We start from the raw sequence: 21,893 nt of genomic DNA, 5'->3' as shown, positions 1-21,893 counted from the left end.
CGCCGGCATCAATAACGGTAGGTCTCGGGCTTGAACGGGCCCTGCTGCGACACGCCGATATAGGCCGACTGCTGGTCCGACAGCTTGGTGAGCTTCACGCCGATCTTTTCGAGATGCAGCATGGCCACCTTCTCGTCCAGGGTCTTGGGCAGGGTGTAGACCTTCTTGTCGTACACGCCGGGCTTGGTGAACAGCTCGATCTGCGCCAGCGTCTGGTTGGTGAACGAGGCCGACATCACGAAGCTCGGGTGGCCGGTGGCGTTGCCGAGGTTCACGAGCCGCCCCTCCGACAGGAGGATGATGCGCTTGCCATCGGTGAACTCAACTTCGTCGACCTGCGGCTTCACATTGTGCCACTTGAAGTTCTTGAGGCCGGCGACCTGAATCTCGCTGTCGAAATGGCCGATGTTGCAGACGATGGCGCGGTCCTTCATGGCCCGCATGTGGTCCACGGTGATCACGTCGAGGTTGCCGGTGGCGGTCACGAAGATGTCGGCGCGCTTGGCGGCATCTTCCATGGTGGTGACTTCATAGCCTTCCATCGCCGCCTGAAGCGCGCAGATGGGATCGACCTCGGACACCATCACCCGGCAGCCGGCATTGCGCAGCGAGGCGGCGGAGCCTTTGCCCACGTCGCCGAAGCCGGCGATCATGGCGACCTTGCCGGCCATCATCACGTCGGTGCCGCGGCGGATGCCGTCCACGAGGCTCTCGCGGCAACCGTAGAGATTGTCGAACTTGGACTTGGTGACGCTGTCGTTGACGTTGATGGCGGGCCAGAGCAGCGTGCCCTTCTTCTGCATCTCGTAGAGGCGATGCACGCCCGTGGTGGTCTCCTCGGTCACGCCGCGGATGGAATTGGCGAGCTGAGTGTACCAGCCGTGCTTGTGCTTCAGGCGGCGCTTGATGGCCGCGAACAGCACTTCTTCCTCTTCATTGGTGGCGCCGTCGAGGAAGGCGGTATCGCCCGCTTCCGCGCGCTTGCCGAGATGCACCAGCAAGGTCGCATCGCCGCCGTCGTCCAGGATCATGTTCGGCGCGCCGCCGTCCGCCCACTCGAAGATGCGGTGGGTGTATTCCCAATACTCTTCCAGGCTCTCGCCCTTCACGGCGAACACCGGGATGCCGGCGGCGGCGATCGCGGCGGCGGCGTGGTCCTGGGTCGAATAGATGTTGCACGAGGCCCAGCGCACGTCGGCGCCGAGGGCCTTGAGGGTCTCGATCAGCACGCCGGTCTGGATCGTCATGTGGAGCGAACCGGCGATGCGGGCGCCCTTCAGGGGCTGGCTCGGGCCGTATTCCGCGCGGGTTGCCATGAGGCCGGGCATCTCGATCTCGGCGATATCCAGTTCCTTGCGGCCCCAGTCGGCAAGATTGATGTCTTTCACCACATAATCGGTGCTCATGTCGTCTCTCCGTCCTGGTGCTGCGGCCCCGCCGGTGCGGAGCATCTCATCTCGTGGCAGCCCTCTAGCATGGGCGCGCCCGATGAGCAATCAAGATATAAAGAAATGCTTATATGTGAGAAAGCTTAGAAAGCTCACCACCTTAAGGGAGCGCATGGGAGGCTTGCGGGGGATGGCCGGTGAAGCCGGCGTAGTGCTTTGATTTCATCGGTTTTTGTGTTATACAAGCCTTTACAGTCGATTGCTTTTCCAACCAGCCGCGTCGCGCGTGGTTTTCGATAGCGCATTCTCGGGAATATTGGGGCGAGAAAGGTAGCACCGGGCCGCGAAGGCGGTTCGGATGCTTGGACGCTTACGCAAGGTTGTAATCTTCGACTGACATCAGCGGGCCGTCGGGCGTACCGGCCGCGGCCTAGTCGCCAGCGCAAGGTGCGCCATCGCCCGGAAGTTCCGGAAACGAGCGTTCGCGCGCCAACACGGTTCGGCCGCTGGCCGAATCAGGAGTGGTCAAGAGCATGTCGACAAAGAAGAGCGCCCAGATCCGCCTTGGTTTCAAGACGGGTGAGCACATCGTGTACCCCTCGCACGGCGTCGGTCGTATCATGGCCATCGAGGAGCAGGAAGTCGCCGGCTTCAAGCTTGAGCTGTTTGTCATATCTTTTGAGAAGGACAAAATGACGCTCCGCGTGCCGGTGCCCAAGGTCGCCGCCGTGGGCATGCGCAAGCTGTCCGAAGCTCCCGTTGTCGCCAAGGCGCTGGAAATCCTCAAGGGACGCGCGCGCGTCAAGCGCACCATGTGGAGCCGCCGCGCCCAGGAATATGAAGCGAAGATCAATTCCGGCGACCTGCTGGCGATCTCCGAAGTCGTGCGTGACCTCTACCGCTCCGATGCCCAGCCCGAGCAGTCCTATTCCGAGCGGCAGCTCTACGAAGCCGCCCTGGACCGCATGGCGCGCGAGCTTTCGGCGGTGGAAAACATCACCGACACCGAATCGGTGAAGATGATCGAGCAGAACCTCCAGAAGGGTCCCCGCCGCGGCGTCGCCAAGGGCGAAGAAGCCGATGTGGAAGTCGAGGCCGACGCCGAGACCGACCTGGAAGCCGAAGAAGCCGCCTGAGTCTTCGCGTTTTTTTCAAAAAGGCCCGGCCCAGCGCCGGGCCTTTTTTTGTACCATCCCTGGCCGTTGAGGATGTGTCGCAATAACGAAATGGAACTCTTTGGCGCGGAATTTGTTTTGTTCTGTATTGCGCAGCTTACGAGATCACCTCTCAAGCTTGCTCATCAGGAGGAATACTTCCATGTTGAAGAAGCTTGTACTTATTAGCGCCATTATTTCCGTGCCCGGCCTGGCGTTCGCGCAGAATGCGCCCGCAGCACAAGGCGGCGCGGCGGCCGGTGCCACGACAGGTGTGATCGGTGGTGCGTTGGTCGGCGGCCCGGTGGGCGCAGTCGTGGGCGGCGTGGGCGGAGCCGTGGTCGGCGCCATGATCGGCGATCAGGCGCCGCGCTTCCAGACCTACGTGGTCGAGCAACGCCGTCCCTCCTACACCTATTCCGACCCGGTGATTGTGGGCGCGCAGCTCCCGGACCAGGGCGTCACCTATTATGAAGTCCCCGCCGAATATGGCGCGACGCCCTATCGCTATACGGTGGTCAACAACCGCACCGTGCTGGTGGATCCGCAGACTCACCGCGTGATGCAGGTCATCCAGTAGCTCTTTCTTTTGTCGTGGCCGGGCTCGTCCCGGCCACCCACGCCGGGCCGACCGCGCGGGCCTTGAAAGGCTGGCGCCAACGTTACCACAGGGATGCACGGGTCAGGCCCGTGCATGACGATTGGCCTTAGAACGACCACGCCCCGCAGCGAGGCGACCCTGCAGGCCGAACCCTGTAGCTCACAGCCTGCCCGCTCCTTGCCCTTCGCTGGCCGCTAGACGCCCGCCGCCCCGCCATCGGCGCGCGGATCGTGCGCGCCTTCCAGATCGCCGCGCGGGTCGAGAATCACCGCGCCGGCGTGGCCCATGGTGTCGCTATAGGCCTCCGGCAGCACCTCCAGCACATGGCCCGCCCGCTCCAGATCGCGCACCACGTCCGGATCGAAGCGCGATTCCAGGCGCAGGCTGGTGGTGACCGAGCCCCAGGTGCGCCCCAGCAGCCAGCGCGGCTTGGCGATGGCGTCGCCGAGGGAATCGCCGAACATCACATGGCGGGTGAACACCGCCGCCTGGGTCTGCGGCTGCCCCTCCCCGCCCATGGTGCCATAGGCCATGATGCGCCCGTCGCGCAGCACCGCGAGCGCGGGATTGAGCGTGTGGAACGGCCGCCGTCCAGGCTGGAGCGGGTTCACCGCCTTCGGGTCGAGCGAGAAGCTGGCGCCGCGATTCTGCATCAGCACGCCGGTGGACGGCAGCACACAGCCCGAGCCGAATTCGAAGAAGATCGACTGGATGTAGGACACCACCAGTCCCGAGGTATCCGCCGCCCCGAGCCAGATGGTGTCGCCGCGCTGCGCCGGCTGCGGCCAGGGCAGGGCCCGCCCCATGTCGATCTTCGCCGCGTCCGCATTCAGCGCCGCGGGCGCAAGCAGCGCCGCAAGATCGTGCTTGAGATGGTCGAAATCGCAAACCACCTTGTCGCGCACCAGGAAGGCCCGCTTGGTGGCCTCCACAAGACCGTGCACATGGGCGAAGCTGTCCCCGCGCGTGACCCCGAGCCGCTCGAACAGGCCGAGAATCAGCAGCGAGGCCAGCCCCTGGGTGGGCGGGGGCGCATTGAAGAGGGTGCCGCAGGCGAGGGGCAGCGACAGCGGCGCACGCACCACCGCGTGATAGCGCTCAAGGTCTCCCCGGGTCACCGGCGCGCCGATGCGCTCGAGATCCGAGGCGATCTCGCGGCCGATGTCGCCGCGGTAGAAATCCTCAAGACCGGCCCGTGCCAGATGCTCCAGCGTATCGCCGAGCGTGCGTTGCGCCAGCACTTGCCCCAGCTCCGGCACCTTGCCGCCGGGCATGAAGGTTTCCGCAAAGCCGGGAGAAGCGTCCATCTCCCCCTTTTTCTCGGCCGTCAGGCGCACCTGCGATGAGGTCACCGGCACGCCGTTGCGGGCATGCAGGATCGCCGGCTCCAGCAGGCGCGCGAGGCTGAGCTTGCCGCCGAAGCTGCGCGCCGCCTGCAGCGCCAGCTCCCAGCCGCCCACCGCGCCGGGAACGGTGAGGGCGGCAAGCGGGCCGCGCTGGGGAATCGCCTCCAATTCACGATCGCGATAGAAGGCCTGCGTCGCCTTCGCCCCGGCAAAGCCGCAGGCCTCGATATAGCTGACCCGGCCCGAGGGCTCGCGGATCAGCCAGAAGCCATCGCCGCCGAGGTGATTCATATGGGGATAGACCACGGCGATCGCAGCGGCCGTCGCAAGCGCCGCCTCGATGGCGTTGCCGCCCTCGCGCAGGATCTCGCGTCCCGCTTCCACCGCCAAGGCGTGGGGCGCAGCCACCATGCCGCGACCGGCATGAGCGCTCTCGTGGATCATTCTCGTCCTCCAGGCCGCCCGGCGCGGCGGGTGCAGTGCCGGGGCCGTGACACCGCCGGCGTTGCGTCTTGCGGCTGCGGGCAATAAAGCATGGGGGGACGGAGGCAACCGACTTTTTCCGACAGCGACGCCCAGGGTCCACAACGGACCGGACGGACGGCGCGCTCGGGGTGCCTCGACGGGTGATGGCCCGCGCCGCCCGCGCGGATGGCAGGAGATGGGTATGCAGGCGAAGGTAAAGGGCAAGCACATGCTCACCGTGGTGAGCGCGACGGTGTTCGTGGCATGCCAGACGATCGCGTCCGCAATTGCCGCCGGATGGGCCCTGGGCGGTCTGTTCCACCTCGGCACCATTGGCGAATACGGGCTGATGGCGCTGTTCACCGTCCCCGCGCTGTATCTCACGCGGGTCTATGCGCGCGGCGCCCTGAAGGCCGAATCCGCCCTCACCGCCTGACGCACGGCCAGGCGGAGCTCCTCATTTCAACCGACGTCCCGGCGCAAGGTCCGCCTCAGCGGACCGCCTTGCGATAGAGGTGCCAGGTGGCGTGGCCGAGTACGGGCACCACCACGATCAATCCCACCAGCCCCGGCAGGGCGCCCAGCGCCAGCGCCGCTGCGACGATCAGGCCCCAGGCCAGCATCGGCACGGGATTGAGCAGCACCGCATCCACCGAGGTGCGGATCGCCGTCGACATCGACACCCGCCGGTCGATCAGCAGCGGGAACGACACCACGGAAATGGTGAGCACCACCACGGCGAAGATCGCCCCGACAGATACCCCCACGATGATCATCGCCCAGCCCGCCTGGGTGGTGAACACATCGCGCGCGAAGCTTTGGAACGACGCCGGCATCAGCGGGCCGAGGGTCGCGTAATAGATCGCCATGGCCGCCACCAGCCACAGGGCGAAGATGAGGGTGAGGATCAGGCCCAATTGCAGCATGGGCGCCAGGGCGGGCGAGGCGAAGACCTTGAACCCGTCGGTCCAGGCGATCGGCAGGCCGTGTTCGCGCCGGCGGCTCATCTCGTAGAGCCCGGCGGCCGCGAACGGGCCGATGAGCGCGAAGCCGGACACCAGCGGGAATAGCAGCGGCCACATGCCGTAACCGAGCGCGATCCGGGCCAGCACCAGGCCGGCCAGGGGATAGATCACGCAGATGAAGACGATGTCGGTGCGGCACGCGCCGAAATCCGCCATCCCGCGCCGCAGGACATCGCCGAGGTCGGAAACGGTGATGCGCCGCACCCTAGGCAGCGGCGTAGACAAGCTTTCCGCCGGCGGGGCAAAGGCGGCACCGGCGGCGCGTGCCGCATTGAACGTGAGCCGGAGCTGGTCTGCGCTCCACTCGACTGGATTTCGGATCGTCATGGCGCTTCCTCCCGATTATGTCTCGGGACGTCGCAGGACCAGGTAAGCGCCAGTTGCGCAGGCCACGACCTTGCCGCGACACCCGTCTTTGAAGGAAGTGTACGCTTCAATTCTCCGCCTGTCAGCGTGCCTGCGGCCGAGCCCCCGGCGGTCCCGCGTGGAACGTCCCGCCGCGCCGATGCGTTGCCTTGGTAGATCCCACCGACGGAGGCAGGCATGCTTTACCCCAAGGAATTAGAAACCACCGAGGCCGGCGCACGGGGGGTCCAGCCGGGGTGGTGGGCCGTCACGCAGGATGGCACGCCGCTCGCGGGCCCCTACCCGACCCGCGAGGCGGCCATCGTCGGCATCGCCAAGCGCGGCGAGACCCAGCCCACCGGACGGCCCGGCGAACAGGGCCCGGCGCCCGAATAAAATCGCCGCCCCGCTATCTCCGGGGCGGCGTCCCCTTGCGCGGGGTTTCCATCTCCCCCTGGTCGGTCAGGGTCGGAAATTCTCCCTGATTGTCGAGAGCGACGAGGGATTCCTCGACCGGCCCGGCCTCGCCGATCGGCTTGGTGGTGGCGAGGTAATTCTCCTGCTGCGCGACGATTTCGCGGGCCATGTCCCAATGGACATCGGCGCGGCCCTCTGGCTGACCTTCCTCAAGCCAGAGCTGATAGGCCCTGGCCCGCGTCTGTTCCTCCATCCGGTCTTCTTGCTGGCTGTCGTCGTTCATCGCTTCACCTCGTTCGGTTCAGCACCAGAACTTGCGTGCAACCCTCGCAGTTCCCGCACAACGGCCGAGATGAAGCCCGTTCAATCGATGCAAATCGAACGAATTTACTGCCAAGCTGGCATCATTTATTTCATCTAATGCTTGGCACAAGCTTTCTGAATACTAATTTTCCGGAACAACACCCGGCGCGAGAGGTTGATTGGGCAGCGGGGTGCAAGCGCACGCCCGCACTCGATCCCAATCCATCCGACCCAACTTGCGAGGACCGCACCATGGGCTTCTTCTCCAAAGACATTCAGACCATGGACGATCTGTTCGTCCACACCCTGCGCGACATCTATTATGCCGAAAAGCGCATCCTCAAGGCGCTGCCGGAGATGATGGACAAGGCGAGCGATCCCCAGCTCAAGGCGACCTTCAAGGCGCATCTGACGGAAACCGAGGGCCATGTGACGCGTCTTGAGGAAGTGTTCCGCATGCACGGCGCCGCGGCCAAGACCGTCACCTGCCCCGCGATCGACGGCATCATCAAGGAAGCCGAGGAAATCGCCGGCGAAGTCGAGGACAAGGAAGTGCTCGACGCCGCCCTCGCCGCCGCCGCGCAGGCGGTGGAGCATTACGAGATGACCCGCTATGGCACCCTGATCGCCTGGGCCAAGCGCCTCGGCCGCGCCGATTGCGCCAGCGTGCTCCAGCGCACCCTCGACGAGGAAAAGGCAGCGGACAAGAAGCTGACCTCCATCGCCGAAGCCAAGCTCAACATCCGCGCGGCGGAATAAGACCAAGGCTGCGCCTGGCCCTCACCCCGGTGAGGTTCAGGCCAGGAAGGTGCGCAGCTCGGCCAGCGTCTCTTGCGGGCACTCCTCCTGCGGCGTGTGCCCGCAAGGCATCGCCCGGCCGCGCACGTCGCGCGCCTTCTCGCGCCAGGTTTCCAGCACGTCATAGAGCGCGCCGACCGTGCCCATGCCGCCCCACAGAGCGAGCAGGGGCACGGTCACGCGCTTTTCCGCGTCCGCCGCGTCGTGTTCAAGATCGATGGTGGCGGCGGCGCGATAATCCTCGCAGATGGCGTGGATGGTCGCCGGCGTATAACAGCGCAGATATTCGGCGAAGGCGGCCGGCTCGGTCGCGCCGGAAATCTTGATCTGCCCGCGGATATGCTCGTTGAGGAAATATTCCGGGTCGTTGCCGATCATCCGCTCCGGTAGGGGAAAGCGCTGGATCAGAAAAAACCACCAGAAATAGCGCGTGGCGAACGCCTTGTCGGTGCGCCCATACATGGTGGCGGTGGGGGCGATGTCGAACAGGGCGAGGCGCTCCACGGCGGCGGGAAAATCCAGCGCCATGCGGTGCGCCACCCGCGCGCCGCGATCATGCGCCACCAATGCGAAGCGATCGAAGCCGAAGCGGCGCATGAGCGCGATCTGGTCCTTCGCCATCTCGCGCTTGGAATAGGCGACGTGGTTCTCCCCGCCCTCCGGCTTGGAACTGTCGCCATAGCCGCGCAGATCGGCGGCGATCACGGTATGGGTGCGCGCCAAACTCGGGGCGATCTTGCGCCAGGTGACATGGGTCTGGGGATGGCCGTGCAGCAGCAGCAGCGGCGGCCCCTCCCCCGCCTTGGCGGCACGAATAATGATGCCCTCGCCGACGCTCACGTCCAGCAGCGTGAACCCCTCCATGAGGGGCGCCGCGCCCAGCGGCACGATGTCGGGATCGCTCAGGCCAGCCATGGATTTCCCTTGAGATAGGCCGTTTCGAAGGCGGCGATGTCGTTGCGCGCCTGCAAGGTGGTGCCGATGGCGTCGAGCCCCAGAACCAGCGCGTCCTTGCGCGTCGGCTCGATCTCGAAGCCAAGCGAAAGCCCGGCGGCGGAGATGGTTTGGTTCGGCAGGTCGATGACGATCCGGCAGGTCTCGGGATCGCCGACGCGCGCCAGAAGCGCAGCCACCTCCTCCGTCGGCAGCGTGATGGCCAAGAGGCCGTTGCGCGCGCAATTGTCGAAGAAAATGCCGGCGAACGAGGTGCCGATCAGCGCGCGGATGCCGTTCTGCGAGAGCCCCCACACCGCATGCTCGCGGCTCGATCCGCAGCCGAAATTCTCGCCCACCACCAGGAACGACGCCTCCCGCCAGGGCTCGCGATTGAGCACGAAATCCGCGCGCGGCGCGCCGTCCGGCCCATAACGCAGCGCGGCGAACGTGCCTTCCTTCAGGCCGGAGCGGTCGACGCCCTTGAGGAATTGCTTGGGCATGATGACGTCGGTATCGACATTGGCCGCCGGCAGCGGCGCGGCGATGCCTTCGATCAGGGTGAACGGCTGCATCATCCTTCTCCAAGATAAGGGCGCGGATCGCAGATGCGGCCCGAGAGCGCCGCCGCCGCCACCATGGCCGGGCTCATGAGATGGGTGCGGCCGCCCGCGCCCTGGCGCCCCTCGAAATTGCGGTTGGTGCTGGAGGCGCAGCGCTCGCCCGCGCCCAGCACGTCGTCATTCATGGCCAGGCACATAGAGCAGCCGGACTGGCGCCATTCGAAGCCGGCATCGGCGAAGATGCGGTCCAGCCCCTCTTCTTCCGCCTGTCGCTTCACCGCGCTCGATCCCGGCACCACCATGGCCCGCACGCCCGGCGCCACCGTGCGGCCACGCACCACGGAAGCCGCGTCGCGCAGATCCTCGATGCGGGCATTGGTGCAGGAGCCGATGAAGGCGCGCTGGATGGCGATCTCCTCCAGCGCCGTGCCGGGGGTAAGGCCCATATAGGCGAGCGCCCGCTCCATGTCGCGCCGCCGGTCGGGATCGGCCTCCAGCGCCGGGTCCGGCACCTGCCCGCCGATGGGGGCCGCCTGGTCGGGGCTGGTGCCCCAGGTCACCATGGGGGCGATGGCGCCGGCATCGATGTGCACCTCGCGGTCGAACACCGCGTCGGCATCGCTCGCCAGCCCCCGCCAGCGGGAAACCGCCATGTCCCACAATTCACCCTTGGGCGCGCGCGGGCGGTCCTTGAGATAGGCGAAGACGGTCTCATCCGGTGCGATCAGCGCGCCGCGCGCACCGCATTCCACCGCCATGTTGCAGAGGGTCATGCGGCCTTCCAGGCTGAGCGCCGAGATGGCGTCGCCGGCAAATTCCACCGCCGACCCGGTCGCCCCCGACGCGCCGATGTCGCGGATCAGCGCCATCACGATGTCCTTCGCCCGCACCCCCGGCCCGAGGCGGCCGGACACCGTCACGCGCAGGGATTTCAGGCGCTGGTAGACCAGGGTCTGGGTCGCCAGATAATGCTCGATATCGGACGTGCCGATGCCGAAGCCGAGCGTGCCGAACGCGCCATAGGTGGTAGTGTGGCTGTCGCCGGCGGCGATCACCAGGCCCGGCAGAACGAGGCCGATCTCGGGCATCACCACATGCTCGATCCCCTGCTGGGGATGCAGCACGTCGAACAATTCGATGCCGAAATCCCGGCAGTTCTCGGCGAAATAGACCGCTTGGCGCTGCGCCTCTTCATCCGGCATCCGGGCGGTGCGGGTGCTGGCGGTGGAGTTCACATGGTCCACCGTGCCGAGCGCCGCCTTCGGCCGCCATAAGGGCCGGCCCGCCTCGCGCAGGCCGGTGAAGGCCTGAGGGCTGGTGTATTCGTTCAGCACCGTGCGGTCGATATAAAGCAGCACCTGCCGCCCGTCCGCATCGAGGCGGCGCACGGTGTGGGCGTCCACCAGCTTGTCGTACAGGGTTTTGGCCACGATCCCGCTCTCTGCTCGTCCCGCTTCGGCGGCGATCATGCACCCGATCGCGGCCCGGTGGTGATGCAAGCTACGCATGAATGCGTGCGCGCACCGGCATGGACCCCGGCGACCCCGGCGACCGCGCGTCCCCTCCACCGCGCGATCGCCGGCCCGGATATGGTGGAGGCGAGCGGGGACGCCAGAGCCGCCCCGTCCTCCCAACCCGCGCGCCACCGCCGGCTTGACAGCCTTGTCGCAAAACATGATATATCATGCATACTAAAAAGAGGGTCGGCCCGCCGGGGAACGACCTGAATACCTGGGAGGAAAGATGCGCACATTGTCATTGCCCAAAGCATGGGGATTCGCTGCTGCCCTGGTCGCGGGGGCCGCGCTCGCGCCGGTCGCGGGCCATGCCCAGGCGCCGGCGCAGAAGCCGGCCGAGGTGACCATCGGCTTCGTCCTGCCGCTCTCCGGCGGTTCGGCCACCATCGGCAACCAGACCAAGATGGGCGCGCAGGTCGCCGCCGATCAGATCAACGAGGCTGGCGGCATCGCTTCCATGGGCGGTGCCAAGCTGAAGCTGATCTTCGCCGACAGCCAGTCCAAGCCCGATATCGGCGCGTCCGAGACCGAACGGCTGATCCAGCGTGAGAATGTCTCGCTGCTGGTGGGCGCCTATAACAGCGCCGTCACCTTCCCCTCGACCGAGGTGGCCGAGCGCTACAAGACCCCCTGGATCGTCACCGGCTCGGTCAAGGACGAGATCACCGAGCGCGGCTTCAAATACGTGTTCCGGCCCAACAACAAGGCCACTTACGACGCGCGCGAGCAGCTCGACGCCATCGACCTCCTGAAGAAGGAGACCGGCCAGGGGCCGAAGACCATCGGCCTGTTCTATGAGGGCTCGGACTGGGGCCGCTCCCACATGGCGAACATCAAGAAATTCGCCAAGGAACGCGGCTACGAGGTCACCCTCGACGAGAGCTTCCCACCCAACCAAGTGGACTTCACCGCTCAGCTCCTGAAGATCCGCGCCTCCAAGCCCGACGCGCTGATCATCGTCGCCTATACCCCGGACCACATCCTGTTCACCCGCCAGTATTTTGAGAACAAGCTGAATATTCCCTACGGCATCCACTCCGTGGGCGGCGGCTCCGAGGACCCGTCGTATTACAAGGCGGTGCCGCAGAAGGCCGTGGACTATCTGTTCGTCCAGGAAGATTGGCAGATCGACCGCCTGAAGACCGATCAGGACCCGAAGGTGAAGGACGCCAACACGCGCTTCAAGGCGCTGGCCGGCTACGACATCAATTCCTACGGCGCCCAGGGCGTGTCCAACATGTACATCATCAAGGACGTGCTGGAGCGGGCGGCATCCGCGGATCGCGACAAGATCCGCGACGCCCTGGCCGCCACCGACATCACGTCCGGCATGGCGCTGATCGTCGGCTACCAGCGCATCAAGTTCGACGACCAGGGCCAGAACACCTTCGCCCACGGCGTCATCTCCGAGAATATCGGCGGCGAGCGCCTCACCGTGTGGCCGGTCGAAAACCGCGCCGCCACCACCAAGCCGGTGTGGCCCGTGCCCGACTGGTCCAAGCGCTGACCACTAGCCTGAGCGGCGGGGTCGCAAGGTCCCGCCGGCGTTTTCAAAGCGCATGAGACGCTGGGGTATGGACGCCGGGGCGCATTCGCGTCCCGGACCAGCGACGGCGCAGCCGGAGCGCCGAGCCGGGACCCAGGGAACACCTGCGCAGCAGGCAAGACGCGCCGCGCGCCGCCTTTAAGCGCCCTCGAAAGTGAGACGCCTTCGGCGGCGTTTTGCGCTGGATCCCGGCTCGCAGGCCGCGCGGCCGGTGCCGGCGCTCCCTTTGGCCGGGACGCGAATACCCCCTTCGCCCCAAAGCATCACCCCGCTCCGCCCCCAGCATGACCTTACGGGAGTACAATATATGGATCTGCTGACCCTCTCGTTCGCGGTCATCAACGGGCTTTTGATCGGCGGCATCTACGGCGGCGTGGCGCTGGGACTGAGCCTGATCTTCGGCGTGATGCGGGTGATCAATTTCGCCCATGGCTCGTTCCTCATGCTGGCCATGTATTGCTCCTATCTGCTGTGGGCGACGCTCGGCCTGCATCCTTATGTGAGCATCCTCGCCACCGTGCCGTTCCTGTTCCTGGTGGGCTATTTCGTGCAGGGCGTGGTGATCTCGCCGCTGTTCAAGCGTGAGCGCGCCCTGGTGGTGGAGCCAACCAGCGCCCTGCTGCTCACCGCCGGCGTCTATCTCGTGGTGGACAATCTGGTGCTCATGGCCTTCGGGCCGGATGTGCGCTCGGTGGCGGTGGACATCACCTATGAATCCATCTTCGTCGCCGGCCTGCCCATCAATCTCGCGCGCCTCATCGGGTTTCTCGCAGCCATCGTGGTGGCGGCGGCGCTGTCGTTCTGGCTGAAGCATTCGGAAATGGGCCGGGCGATCCGCGCCACGGCGCAAAACCGCGATGCCGCCGCCCTGTCCGGCATCAACGTGCCGCTGGTCTACAACGTCACCTTCGGCCTCGGCTGCGCGGTGCTCGGCCTGTTCGGCGCGCTGCTGGTGCCGTTCTTTTCCATCACGCCGAACATCGGCCTGTCGTTCGGCATCAAGTCGTTCCTGGTGGTGGTGCTGGGCGGCATCGGCTCGATCCCCGGCTCGATCCTCGGCGGGCTGCTGCTGGGGGTGTTCGAATCCGTCGCCTCGCAGTTCGTCACCGCCACCTCGGCGGCGATCTTCTCCTTCGGCCTGTTCATCGCGATCCTGCTGCTGCGGCCGGCCGGCCTCATGGGCCGGGCCTGAGGTTTCCCATGCGCCACACCCTCACCCTCGTTCTCGGCGTGCCGCTATTGGCCATCGCCCTCGCGGTCCCGCTGTTCGTGCAGGACAGCTACATCCTGCACTCCATCGCGATGATCCTGTTCTTCGCCTATATGGCCTCGTCCTGGAACTTCGTGTGCGGCTATGTGGGCCAGCTCTCGCTCGGCCATTCCGCCTTCGCGGGCGTGGCCGGCTATGTCACCGTGCTGCTGTTCACCCAGCTCGGCGTGACGCCCTGGCTCGGCATGCTGGCGGGCGGCGCGTTCGCGGCCCTGCTCTCGGTGCCGGTGGGCTATGCCACCTTCCGCCTGAAGGGGCCGTATTTCACGCTGACCACCATCGCGTTCGCGGAAATCCTGCGGATCTGGCTGGAGAACACCGACGATTTCCTCGGCATTCCGCTGAAGGGCGCGCAGGGGCTGACCGTGCCGCCGGTGGGCGGCACCAGCTTCCTCGCCTTCCAGTTCGACGGCAAGGTGCCCTATTATTACATCATCCTCGCCATGCTGGTGGGGGTGATGGCGGCCACCGCCCTGATGGAGCGCTCGCGCCTCGGCTTCTATCTCAAGGCCATTCGCGGCGATCGCGACGGGGCGGAGGCGCTGGGCGTCGATCCCACCCGCTACAGCCTGGCGGCGCTGGCCATCAGCGCCTTCCTCACCGGCCTCGGCGGGGCCTATTACGCGCAGCTCTTCCGCTACATCAATCCCGAGCGGAACATGGGCATCGACATCTCCATCGACATGGCGATCATGACCATCGTCGGCGGCCAGGGCACCATCCTCGGGCCGACGCTCGGCGCGCTGCTGCTGCATCCCATCGGCGAGATGGTGCGGGCGAGCGTCGGCGGCAGCTTCCTCGGCCTGCATCTGGTGATCTACGGCATCGTGCTGATGCTGGCGGTGATCTATTTCCCGAAGGGCATCATCGTGCCGCTGCAACGCCTGCTGGACGGCCGCGCCAGGAAGAGCGCATCGCGCAAGGCCGCCGTGAAGGCCGACGCGCTGGAGGGCAAGGGACAATGAGCGCGGCGCAGAAAATCCTGGAGGTCAAGGGCATCTCCAAAAGGTTCGGCGGCGTGCAGGCCGTCTCCACCTTGTCCTTCCACTTGAACCAGGGCGAGATCCTCGGCCTGCTCGGCCCCAACGGCGCCGGCAAGACCACCGCCTTCAACATGATCGCCGGCGCGATCCGCTCGGACACCGGGGAAATCCTGTTCGAGGGGCGCAACCTTGCCGCCCTCAAGCCCTGGGATATCTGCCGGCTCGGCATCGCCCGCACGTTCCAGCTCTCCAAGCCGTTCGGCGGGCTCACGGTGCTGGAGAATGTGATGGTGGGCAGCTTCGTGCGCACCGCCGCCGAGGCGGAAGCCCGCGCGGAGGCGCACAAGGTGGTGGACTTCCTCGACATGGGCGCCAAAGCCCATACCGACGCCGACGATCTCACCGCCTTCGACCGCCGCAAGCTGGAGCTGGGGCGCGCGCTCGCCACCAAGCCGCGGCTGCTTTTGATGGACGAGGTGGTGGCCGGCGCCACCCCGAACGAAGCCGGCGAGATGGTGCATCTGGTGCGCAAGGTGCGCGACCTCGGCATCACCATCCTGATCGTGGAGCATGTGATGAAGGTCATCATGGGCCTGTCGGACCGGGTGATCGTGCTCGACTACGGCAAGCTGATCGCCGACGGTCCGCCCAAGGACGTAGTGCGCCAGCCGGATGTTCTCAAAGCCTATTTCGGAGAGCGCTATGTCGACGCCCGCGCTTGAGGTTCGCGACCTGTGGTCCGGCTATGGCGACCAGGACGTGCTGCGCGGCATCGATTTGGTGCTGGAGCCCGGCACCATCGTCGCCCTGATCGGCGCCAACGGGGCGGGGAAATCCACCTTGCTGCGCACCCTCTCCGGCCTGCTGCGGCCGCACCGGGGCGCGGCGCGGCTGCATGGCGAGAGCATCTTCTGCCTGCCGCCGCACGAAGTGGTGGCGCGCGGCTTCGTGCAGTCGCCGGAGGGCAAGCAATTGTTCCTCGGCATGTCGATCCGCGAGAATCTGCTGGTGGGCGCCCAGAACAAGCGCGCCCGCGCGCGCCGCGACCAGACGCTGGAAGAGGTGTTCGAGCTGTTCCCGATCCTGCGCGAGCGCCAGGCGCTGAACGCCTCCACCCTCTCCGGCGGGCAGCAGCAGATGGTGGCGGTGGGCCGCGCGCTGATGGCCCTGCCGCGTGTGCTGGCGCTCGACGAGCCCTCGCTCGGCCTCGCACCCATCATGGTGGACCGCCTGTTCGAGAGCATCGCCAAGATCAAGGAACGCGATCTCACGATCCTGATCATCGAGCAGAATGTGTTTCAGGTGCTGGAGATGGCCGATTACGGCTATGTGTTGGAAAATGGCGTCATCGCCATGCGCGGCACCGGGGCGGAATTGCTGGCGGACGACCATCTGCGCGCCAGCTATCTCGGCCTGTAAAGCGCCCGCGAGACCCTCAGGGACGGAGACATTTTCGTGAGCAGCAGCAACAAGATCGCCATCGTCACAGGCGGCGGCACGGGGATCGGCCGCGCGGTCGCGGAACGCCTTGCACAGGCGGGCTACACGCCGCTTGCGGTCGGCCGAGACAAGGATGCGGATTTCGCCCTCGATTTCGCCGAGCTGGACGTGACCGATGCCGCCGCTATCGCGGCTCTCGCCGCACGCTATCCCGCGGTGTCGGCGGTGGTGAATTGCGCCGGCATGATCCTTCACGACATGAAGGAATTCGAGCCCGAGGGGTTCCGCCGGGTGCTCGACGTCAACCTCACCGGCTCGCACCTCGTCACCATGGCGTTCCGTGGCGCGCTCGCGGCGGCGGGTGGGAGCGTGGTGAACATCGCCTCCATGTGGAGCTATTTCGGCTCCGGCAGGAACCCGGCCTATGCCTCCAGCAAGGGTGCCGTGGTGCAGCTCACCCGCTCGCTGGCGGTGGCGCTGGCGCCGGAGAAGATCCGCGTCAATGCGGTGGCGCCGGGCTGGATCGAGACCCGCCTCTCCGCCGGCGCCCTGCAAAATCCCGAGCGCGCGGCGCCCATCATGGCGCGCATTCCCATGCAGCGCTGGGGTTCGCCGGCGGACGTAGCCGAAGTGGTGAATTTCCTGCTCTCGCCGGCGGCGGGCTATGTCACCGGCGCGATCATCCCGGTGGACGGCGGCTACGGCATCGCCTGAGCGGGGCTTTCCCCTCCCCCCACGCGGGAGCGAGAGGCTTGGTGCGAGGATGCCACCTCGCGTCCCGGCAAAGTGCAGCGCCTCTGGCGCGGAACGCGAGCCGGGACCCAGCGCAACGACACCGCCGCAGGCGCTTCCTCAGAGGAGCGCGCGGCGCGGTTTGGCTGCTTCGCAGGAACCTTGCGCTGGGTCCCGGCTCGGCGCTCCGGCGTTGCCGTCGCTGGGCCGGGACACGGGTGGTGCGGACGGAAGCGGTTGTTTTCAAAAACACTTATGCCCGAAACCATCGGCGCTCCCTCTCCCCGACGGGGAGAGGGCTGGGGTGAGGGGAAACGCGCACCGAAGGTGAGGGGGAAATCGGGCAGCGAAAACGCCCGCCCTACCCCAGCCGCTGCGCGCCGGCATCCTTGTCTGCGGGCGCAAGCGATTGCGCCTCGACCCAGGCCACCAGCACCCGGCCCCATTCGATGTCCGCCTGGATTGCCTCGCGCGCGGCGCGGGGATCGCGCGCCCGCAGCGCCGTGAGCACGTCGTAATGCTTGTGGTCCTTGCCGGCGATCTGGCGCGGCGGCATGGTGGAATGGAACACGCTCAAAAGCGGTCCCATCAGCGTCCACATGTTCTCGACGATGGATTCGACCCGGGGCAAGCGGGCGATGTCGAGCAGCGCGAAATGGAAGTCGCGATTCTTGATGCTGGCCTTCTTGGGATTGCTGGCCGCCGCCGCGATGAATTCGGCTTGGATCGCCTCCAACTTGCGCAATTGCTTGTCGGTGATGAGTCCCGCCGCCCGCTCCGCCGCCACCCCTTCGAGCTGCACACGGATGAGCTGGATCTCCTGCAGGCGCTCCGCGTCCAGCAGCGGGACATGAATGGCGGTGGCGGCCTTCATCTCCAGCGCCTGCTCGCTCACGAGGCGGAAGATCGCCTCGCGCACCGGGGTGATGCTGGTGCCGAGTTCAGCCGCCAGCGCCGAGATGCGCAGCCGCTCGCCGGGCTCGAACTGCCCGTCGATCAGCGCCCGCCGGATGCGGCCATAGACCCGCGCCGACAGATTCTCTTTCTCGACTTGCTGCAGCTCGGCCATCTGATCCCGCGATTCCCTGCTTAAACCCTCAGAACATATATCATATTGCTGCCCGCAGCGCCTGCGACCCGGAGCCCGCGCGCGCTTCCAATGCCGCGATGGCGGCGACGATCTCGGCCTCCTCCAGCACCCGGGGGAAATGCCGCGCGTGGGGCGCGGTCAGGGTGAGGCGGGCGATGGTCTCCGCCTCCTCGCGCGTCGGCCCGGCGCCCGCGAGCGCGACAAGGCTCACCGGCAGGCCGATGCGGCCGTAGAAGGCGATGATGTCGTCCATGAAGGCAGCGTCGCGGCCTTCCAGCAGCAACTGGACCAGCCCGCCATAGGCCACCTGGAAGCCGTGCAGGGCATTGGCATATTTCGGCACGGCGGAGAGGCCGCGCGTCATGGAATGGGAGATGGAGAGGCCGCCGCTTTCGAACGCGAGCCCGCTCATCAGCACGGTGGCCTCCACCACCAGATCGAGCGCATCGTCGGCGGTTTTACGGTCCACGGCGGCGAGCGCATCCTCGGCATGGGCGCGCAGGATGTCGTAGCAGCCGCGCGCGAGGATCAGCGCGCTTTCCACCGGCGCGCCGCCATAGATGTTCTTGCCCTTGGCGCGCACGCAGCGTTCCACCTCGAACAGCTTCACCACCGCATCGCCGATGCCGGCGAGGAACAGATGGCGCGGCGCCTGGGCGATCACCTGCGTATCCACCAGCACGAGGTCGGGATTGGCCGGCAGTTTCTCGACCGCGAGCAGCCGGTGATGGTCGTCATAGAGCACGTAATTATGGCTGGTGGGCGCGTCGGTGGAGGCGATGGTGGGAATGGTCGCGACCTTCGCGCCGAGCCGCCCGGCGAGCGCCTTGCCGGCATCGATGCACTTGCCGCCGCCGGCCGCCGCCACCAGGCTCGGCAGCTTATCGCCGCAGGCTTCGAGCAGGCGGTCCACTTCGGCCGGAGAGCTTTCCCCGCCGAAGGGAATGCGCCGCAGGTCCACGCCCGCCGCCGCGCAGGCATCGGCGATGGCCACGCCATAGGCGGCATCGATGAACGGATCGATCACCAGCACCGCATCTTTGGCGATGCGGGCGATCTCAGTGCCAAGATGGACGAGCGCGCCTGCGCCCTGGATATAGCGACGCGGGGCTCCGAAAACCTTCATTGTGCTTTTCCCCAGCCGGCGCGTTGGCCGCGCCCGTTGCAAATGCGACGAAACGGCACCGCCCTGGGGCCGTCGCCGTGACGCAGTGCGAATATGATATATCGTGCATGACACCGCCGCAATTCGTCGTGTGCGAAATTGGCGCACGACCCTCTCTCGCCGGAGCACGGGAACTCCCCCTCTCCCCGTCGGGGAGAGGTGAGACAGAACAGGACTCCCCCTCTCCTTTCCGCCCAGACCTCCCCCTCTCCCCCACGGGGAGAGGTGCGACCGGCCAGAGCGGGAAACGAAACTCGACAGGTGGCTTCATGTCCCCCTCTCCTTTCCGCCCAGACCTCCCCCTCTCCCCCACGGGGAGAGGGCTGGGGTGAGGGGGCACCCGCCTGCAACGTCCCGTCGCCTCAAAAGCGCAGCGCCAGAGCCCCCTCACCCGCCCGCAAGCGGGCGACCTCTCCCCGGCGGGGAGAGGTGGGACCGGCAAGAGCGGAAACGAGACCCGAGAGATCGCATCCTGCCCCCTCTCCTCTCCGCCCAGAATCCCCCTCTCCCCGCCGGGGAGAGGGCCGGGGTGAGGGGGTCACACGGGATCTTCTTGCAGAATGATATATCATATTTTATGACTGCGGGGACGCAGCGCGGTTTCGCTGCACGAAGCCGCCCGCACCCTCGCAGCGCGAAGGCGGCCGGAACATTGGGAGCCCATATGAGCGCGGCCGCAAGCCCATCCTCACCGCCCGCACAGCACGCCTCGAACTTCCGGCCGACCCCGGAAACCATCGCGATGCTGCGGGAAAAAGCGCGCTTCGTGCGCCTGGAGACCATCCGGCTGATCGAAGTGGCCAAGGTCGGCCATTACAGCTCGGTATTCTCCGCCGCCGAGATTTTCGCGGCGCTTTATTACGACATCATGGACATCGAGAAGGGCAATCCGACCCGCCCGGATCGCGACCGCTTCCTGATGGGCAAGGGCCACGCCGCCGTCGGCCTGTTCCCGATCCTCGCCGAGTTCGACTACATCGCGAAAGAGGTGCTGGACAATTACACCCGCCTCGGCAACCCGCTCGGCGACCATCCCGACATGCGCAAGGTGCCGGGCATCGATTTCTCCTCCGGCTCCATCGGCCATGCCCTTTCCGCCGGCCTCGGCATGGCGCTCGGCGGACGCATGCAGAAGCTCGACTTCAACGTGTTCGTCATGCTGGGCGACGGCGAGATGCAGGAAGGCCAGGTGTGGGAGGCGGCCCTTTCCGCCGCCCATCACAAGGCCTCCAAGCTGGTCGCCATCATCGACCGCAACGGCTTCCAGCTCGACGGCGCCGTGGACGAGGTGATGGGCATCGAGCCGCTGGACGAGAAATGGCGCGCCTTCGGCTGGGAGGTGCACATCGTCGACGGGCACAATCTCGAAGAACTCACCACCCTGCTGCGCCAAGTGAAGGCGGACGAAACCCGCACCAGGCCGTGCTGCATCATCGCCCGCACCCTCAAGGGCAAGGGCGTTTCCTACATGGAGACCGAGCCCGGCTGGCACCTCGGCTATCTCGACCCGTCCGATGCGAAGATCGCCATCGAAGAAATCATGAACAGGGACATCTGAGCCATGACTGAAACCCTGTCCCCGAACCGTTCCCCCGCAAGCCGCCCGCTCTCGCCCAACTCGTGGCAGTATCGCGAGCTGAACGCCAAGACGCCGGGCCTCTCCCATCTCTCCGACGCCCTGATCGGCCTTGTTGAGAAAGGCGAGCCCGTGGTGGCCGGCTCCGCCGACCTGCAATATTCCAATGGCCTGTCCAAATTCGCTCAACGCTTCCCGGAGCGCTACATCCAGTTCGGCATTTCCGAGCAGAACATGGTGACGGCGGCCGCCGGCCTCGCCACCACCGGGCTCAAGCCCTATGTGGCGACCTTCGCCTCCTTCCTCGGGCTATTGTGCTGCGAGCAGATCCGCATGGACGTCGCCTATTGCGGCCAGCCGGTGCGGCTCATCGGCCACCACACGGGCATCTCGCTCGGCTTCTACGGCACCTCGCACCACGCGACCGAGGACATTTCCACCATGCGCGCGATCGCGGACCTCACCGTGGTCTCGCCCGCCGACGGCCCCCAGCTCGCCGCCGCCATCAAAGCCTCGGCGCACTATCCCGAGCCGATCTATTTCCGCATCGGCCGCGGCCGCGAGCCGGACGTGTACGCGCCCGGCGTGGCGTTCGAATTCGGCAAGGCGATCGAGCATGTCGCGGGCGATGAAATCACCATCATCGCCTGCGGCATGCCGGTGCATTCGGCGCTGGAGGCGGCGCGCAAGCTGAACGCGGCGGGCCGCTCGGTGGGGGTCATCGACATGCCCACTATCAAGCCCATCGACAAGGCGGCGATCTTGAAGGCGGCCGCGCGCTCCAAGCTGCTGATGACGGCGGAAGAGCACAATGTGCTCGGCGGCCTCGGCAGCGCTGTGGCCGAAGTGCTCACCGAGGTGGGCGCGGGGGTGAAGCTGATCCGTCATGGCATCCACGACGAATACAGCCTGATCGCCCCGCCGACCCACCTCTACGCCCATTACAAGCTCGACGCCGCCGGCATTGAGAACGTGGTGCTGAACGCCATCGGCGGCGGCACCGCCTGAGGCGAGCCCCCCTCACCCGCCCGCAATGCGGGCGACCTCTCCCCGGCGGGGAGAGGTGGGACCGGAGAGGGTAAGAAACGAAACCCAAGAGGCCCCTTCATGCCCTCGACACGCCCGGAACTCCCCCTCTCCCCGCCGGGGAGAGGGCCGGGGTGAGGGGGGCACCCGCCACGCAACGCCCCGTCTCCTCAAAGCGCAGCGCCCGAGCCCCCTCACCCGCCCGCAATG

The 21,893-nt window shown here is 66.5% G+C and carries 22 protein-coding genes; 13 read left to right on the top strand and 9 right to left on the bottom strand.

Annotation, left to right across the window (positions count from 1 at the left end):
- Window positions 1–8: 8 nt before the first annotated feature.
- Window positions 9–1,406, bottom strand: a complete 1,398-nt coding sequence (gene ahcY, locus V5F77_RS18885) for an adenosylhomocysteinase (protein ID WP_429006889.1) — start codon at window positions 1,404–1,406, stop codon at window positions 9–11.
- A gap of 515 nt (window positions 1,407–1,921) precedes the next feature.
- On the opposite strand from ahcY, the gene V5F77_RS18880 reads away from it, so the two are divergent.
- Both V5F77_RS18880 and V5F77_RS18875 read left to right on the top strand, forming a co-directional pair.
- Complete coding sequence (locus tag V5F77_RS18880) at window positions 1,922–2,524, top strand: CarD family transcriptional regulator (RefSeq protein WP_429006888.1); 603 nt, start codon at window positions 1,922–1,924, stop codon at window positions 2,522–2,524.
- 181 nt (window positions 2,525–2,705) lie between these two features.
- Complete coding sequence (locus tag V5F77_RS18875; protein ID WP_429006887.1) at window positions 2,706–3,122, top strand: DUF1236 domain-containing protein; 417 nt, start codon at window positions 2,706–2,708, stop codon at window positions 3,120–3,122.
- Window positions 3,123–3,337: 215 nt separating this feature from the next.
- Here the strand turns inward: V5F77_RS18875 and V5F77_RS18870 are convergent, their stop codons facing one another.
- Window positions 3,338–4,933 (bottom strand): gamma-glutamyltransferase family protein, encoded by a 1,596-nt coding sequence (locus V5F77_RS18870; protein ID WP_429006886.1) that lies wholly within the window; start codon window positions 4,931–4,933, stop codon window positions 3,338–3,340.
- 223 nt (window positions 4,934–5,156) lie between these two features.
- Between V5F77_RS18870 and V5F77_RS18865 the strand changes: the two genes are divergently transcribed.
- Window positions 5,157–5,390 (top strand): hypothetical protein, encoded by a 234-nt coding sequence (locus V5F77_RS18865; RefSeq protein WP_429006885.1) that lies wholly within the window; start codon window positions 5,157–5,159, stop codon window positions 5,388–5,390.
- A 55-nt stretch (window positions 5,391–5,445) separates the two neighbouring features.
- Here V5F77_RS18865 and V5F77_RS18860 read toward each other — a convergent pair whose 3' ends face one another.
- The gene (locus V5F77_RS18860; RefSeq protein ID WP_429006884.1) at window positions 5,446–6,306 is read right to left on the bottom strand and encodes a DUF2189 domain-containing protein; all 861 of its coding nucleotides are present in this window, start codon (window positions 6,304–6,306) and stop codon (window positions 5,446–5,448) included.
- 216 nt (window positions 6,307–6,522) lie between these two features.
- Between V5F77_RS18860 and V5F77_RS18855 the strand changes: the two genes are divergently transcribed.
- Window positions 6,523–6,720: a hypothetical protein gene (locus V5F77_RS18855; protein ID WP_429006883.1), complete on the top strand. Its 198-nt coding sequence runs from the start codon at window positions 6,523–6,525 to the stop codon at window positions 6,718–6,720.
- 13 nt (window positions 6,721–6,733) lie between these two features.
- Here V5F77_RS18855 and V5F77_RS18850 read toward each other — a convergent pair whose 3' ends face one another.
- Window positions 6,734–7,024, bottom strand: coding sequence for a DUF2934 domain-containing protein (locus V5F77_RS18850; RefSeq protein WP_429006882.1), 291 nt, complete (start codon window positions 7,022–7,024; stop codon window positions 6,734–6,736).
- Between the two features lie 272 nt (window positions 7,025–7,296).
- Here V5F77_RS18850 and V5F77_RS18845 point away from each other — a divergent pair, with 272 nt between their 5' ends.
- Window positions 7,297–7,803, top strand: a complete 507-nt coding sequence (locus V5F77_RS18845; protein WP_429006881.1) for a YciE/YciF ferroxidase family protein — start codon at window positions 7,297–7,299, stop codon at window positions 7,801–7,803.
- Window positions 7,804–7,839: 36 nt separating this feature from the next.
- Here V5F77_RS18845 and V5F77_RS18840 read toward each other — a convergent pair whose 3' ends face one another.
- From V5F77_RS18840 to leuC, 3 genes are read right to left on the bottom strand one after another with little or no spacing between them, the layout of a single operon-like run.
- Window positions 7,840–8,757, bottom strand: a complete 918-nt coding sequence (locus V5F77_RS18840; RefSeq protein ID WP_429006880.1) for an alpha/beta fold hydrolase — start codon at window positions 8,755–8,757, stop codon at window positions 7,840–7,842.
- Window positions 8,745–9,353, bottom strand: coding sequence for a 3-isopropylmalate dehydratase small subunit (leuD, locus tag V5F77_RS18835; RefSeq protein ID WP_429006879.1), 609 nt, complete (start codon window positions 9,351–9,353; stop codon window positions 8,745–8,747). Before leuD ends, V5F77_RS18840 begins: the two co-directional genes overlap by 13 nt.
- Window positions 9,350–10,807, bottom strand: coding sequence for a 3-isopropylmalate dehydratase large subunit (leuC, locus tag V5F77_RS18830; RefSeq protein ID WP_429006878.1), 1,458 nt, complete (start codon window positions 10,805–10,807; stop codon window positions 9,350–9,352). Before leuC ends, leuD begins: the two co-directional genes overlap by 4 nt.
- 274 nt (window positions 10,808–11,081) lie before the next feature.
- On the opposite strand from leuC, the gene V5F77_RS18825 reads away from it, so the two are divergent.
- The 6 genes from V5F77_RS18825 (at window position 11,082) to V5F77_RS18800 (ending at window position 16,808) form a co-directional block, all read left to right on the top strand.
- Window positions 11,082–12,362 carry an ABC transporter substrate-binding protein gene (locus V5F77_RS18825; protein ID WP_429006877.1) on the top strand — a complete coding sequence of 427 codons (1,281 nt, stop codon included), beginning with the start codon at window positions 11,082–11,084 and terminating at the stop codon, window positions 12,360–12,362.
- A 346-nt stretch (window positions 12,363–12,708) separates the two neighbouring features.
- Entirely contained in the window at window positions 12,709–13,593 is an 885-nt protein-coding gene (locus V5F77_RS18820; protein ID WP_429006876.1) for a branched-chain amino acid ABC transporter permease, read from the top strand.
- 8 nt (window positions 13,594–13,601) lie between these two features.
- Window positions 13,602–14,636 carry a branched-chain amino acid ABC transporter permease gene (locus tag V5F77_RS18815; RefSeq protein ID WP_429006875.1) on the top strand — a complete coding sequence of 345 codons (1,035 nt, stop codon included), beginning with the start codon at window positions 13,602–13,604 and terminating at the stop codon, window positions 14,634–14,636.
- Entirely contained in the window at window positions 14,633–15,376 is a 744-nt protein-coding gene (locus V5F77_RS18810) for an ABC transporter ATP-binding protein (protein ID WP_429006874.1), read from the top strand. The genes V5F77_RS18815 and V5F77_RS18810 overlap by 4 nt, the downstream gene beginning before the upstream one ends.
- On the top strand, window positions 15,357–16,073 hold the full coding sequence (locus V5F77_RS18805) for an ABC transporter ATP-binding protein (protein ID WP_429006873.1): 717 nt from the start codon (window positions 15,357–15,359) through the stop codon (window positions 16,071–16,073). The genes V5F77_RS18810 and V5F77_RS18805 overlap by 20 nt, the downstream gene beginning before the upstream one ends.
- Before the next feature lie 36 nt (window positions 16,074–16,109).
- Window positions 16,110–16,808: an SDR family NAD(P)-dependent oxidoreductase gene (locus tag V5F77_RS18800; protein WP_429006872.1), complete on the top strand. Its 699-nt coding sequence runs from the start codon at window positions 16,110–16,112 to the stop codon at window positions 16,806–16,808.
- A gap of 379 nt (window positions 16,809–17,187) precedes the next feature.
- Here V5F77_RS18800 and V5F77_RS18795 read toward each other — a convergent pair whose 3' ends face one another.
- Both V5F77_RS18795 and V5F77_RS18790 read right to left on the bottom strand, forming a co-directional pair.
- Entirely contained in the window at window positions 17,188–17,895 is a 708-nt protein-coding gene (locus V5F77_RS18795; protein WP_429006871.1) for a GntR family transcriptional regulator, read from the bottom strand.
- Between the two features lie 40 nt (window positions 17,896–17,935).
- Complete coding sequence (locus tag V5F77_RS18790; protein WP_429006870.1) at window positions 17,936–19,042, bottom strand: glycerol dehydrogenase; 1,107 nt, start codon at window positions 19,040–19,042, stop codon at window positions 17,936–17,938.
- Window positions 19,043–19,745: 703 nt separating this feature from the next.
- Here V5F77_RS18790 and V5F77_RS18785 point away from each other — a divergent pair.
- Entirely contained in the window at window positions 19,746–20,639 is an 894-nt protein-coding gene (locus V5F77_RS18785; RefSeq protein ID WP_429006869.1) for a transketolase, read from the top strand.
- 3 nt (window positions 20,640–20,642) lie between these two features.
- Entirely contained in the window at window positions 20,643–21,665 is a 1,023-nt protein-coding gene (locus tag V5F77_RS18780) for a transketolase family protein (RefSeq protein ID WP_429006868.1), read from the top strand.
- The last annotated feature ends 228 nt before the right edge of the window (window positions 21,666–21,893 follow it).

This window comes from Roseixanthobacter psychrophilus (assembly GCF_043195195.1).
Classification (GTDB): Bacteria; Pseudomonadota; Alphaproteobacteria; order Rhizobiales; family Xanthobacteraceae; genus NCEH01.
This window is presented reverse-complemented; position numbering and strand designations above follow the sequence as displayed.

What these genes read in the sequence shown, in the direction of transcription:
- leuD (WP_429006879.1), bottom strand. Translation starts at nt 9,353, where the DNA reads ATGATGCAGCCGTTCACCCTGATCGAAGGCATCGCCGCGCCGCTGCCG.
- V5F77_RS18870 (WP_429006886.1), bottom strand. Translation starts at nt 4,933, where the DNA reads ATGATCCACGAGAGCGCTCATGCCGGTCGCGGCATGGTGGCTGCGCCC.
- V5F77_RS18880 (WP_429006888.1), top strand. Translation starts at nt 1,922, where the DNA reads ATGTCGACAAAGAAGAGCGCCCAGATCCGCCTTGGTTTCAAGACGGGT.
- V5F77_RS18820 (WP_429006876.1), top strand. Translation starts at nt 12,709, where the DNA reads ATGGATCTGCTGACCCTCTCGTTCGCGGTCATCAACGGGCTTTTGATC.
- V5F77_RS18860 (WP_429006884.1), bottom strand. Translation starts at nt 6,306, where the DNA reads ATGACGATCCGAAATCCAGTCGAGTGGAGCGCAGACCAGCTCCGGCTC.
- V5F77_RS18795 (WP_429006871.1), bottom strand. Translation starts at nt 17,895, where the DNA reads ATGGCCGAGCTGCAGCAAGTCGAGAAAGAGAATCTGTCGGCGCGGGTC.
- V5F77_RS18850 (WP_429006882.1), bottom strand. Translation starts at nt 7,024, where the DNA reads ATGAACGACGACAGCCAGCAAGAAGACCGGATGGAGGAACAGACGCGG.
- V5F77_RS18815 (WP_429006875.1), top strand. Translation starts at nt 13,602, where the DNA reads ATGCGCCACACCCTCACCCTCGTTCTCGGCGTGCCGCTATTGGCCATC.
- leuC (WP_429006878.1), bottom strand. Translation starts at nt 10,807, where the DNA reads ATGATCGCCGCCGAAGCGGGACGAGCAGAGAGCGGGATCGTGGCCAAA.
- V5F77_RS18875 (WP_429006887.1), top strand. Translation starts at nt 2,706, where the DNA reads ATGTTGAAGAAGCTTGTACTTATTAGCGCCATTATTTCCGTGCCCGGC.
- ahcY (WP_429006889.1), bottom strand. Translation starts at nt 1,406, where the DNA reads ATGAGCACCGATTATGTGGTGAAAGACATCAATCTTGCCGACTGGGGC.
- V5F77_RS18845 (WP_429006881.1), top strand. Translation starts at nt 7,297, where the DNA reads ATGGGCTTCTTCTCCAAAGACATTCAGACCATGGACGATCTGTTCGTC.
- V5F77_RS18855 (WP_429006883.1), top strand. Translation starts at nt 6,523, where the DNA reads ATGCTTTACCCCAAGGAATTAGAAACCACCGAGGCCGGCGCACGGGGG.
- V5F77_RS18840 (WP_429006880.1), bottom strand. Translation starts at nt 8,757, where the DNA reads ATGGCTGGCCTGAGCGATCCCGACATCGTGCCGCTGGGCGCGGCGCCC.
- V5F77_RS18865 (WP_429006885.1), top strand. Translation starts at nt 5,157, where the DNA reads ATGCAGGCGAAGGTAAAGGGCAAGCACATGCTCACCGTGGTGAGCGCG.
- V5F77_RS18790 (WP_429006870.1), bottom strand. Translation starts at nt 19,042, where the DNA reads ATGAAGGTTTTCGGAGCCCCGCGTCGCTATATCCAGGGCGCAGGCGCG.
- V5F77_RS18810 (WP_429006874.1), top strand. Translation starts at nt 14,633, where the DNA reads ATGAGCGCGGCGCAGAAAATCCTGGAGGTCAAGGGCATCTCCAAAAGG.
- V5F77_RS18825 (WP_429006877.1), top strand. Translation starts at nt 11,082, where the DNA reads ATGCGCACATTGTCATTGCCCAAAGCATGGGGATTCGCTGCTGCCCTG.
- V5F77_RS18780 (WP_429006868.1), top strand. Translation starts at nt 20,643, where the DNA reads ATGACTGAAACCCTGTCCCCGAACCGTTCCCCCGCAAGCCGCCCGCTC.
- V5F77_RS18785 (WP_429006869.1), top strand. Translation starts at nt 19,746, where the DNA reads ATGAGCGCGGCCGCAAGCCCATCCTCACCGCCCGCACAGCACGCCTCG.
- V5F77_RS18805 (WP_429006873.1), top strand. Translation starts at nt 15,357, where the DNA reads ATGTCGACGCCCGCGCTTGAGGTTCGCGACCTGTGGTCCGGCTATGGC.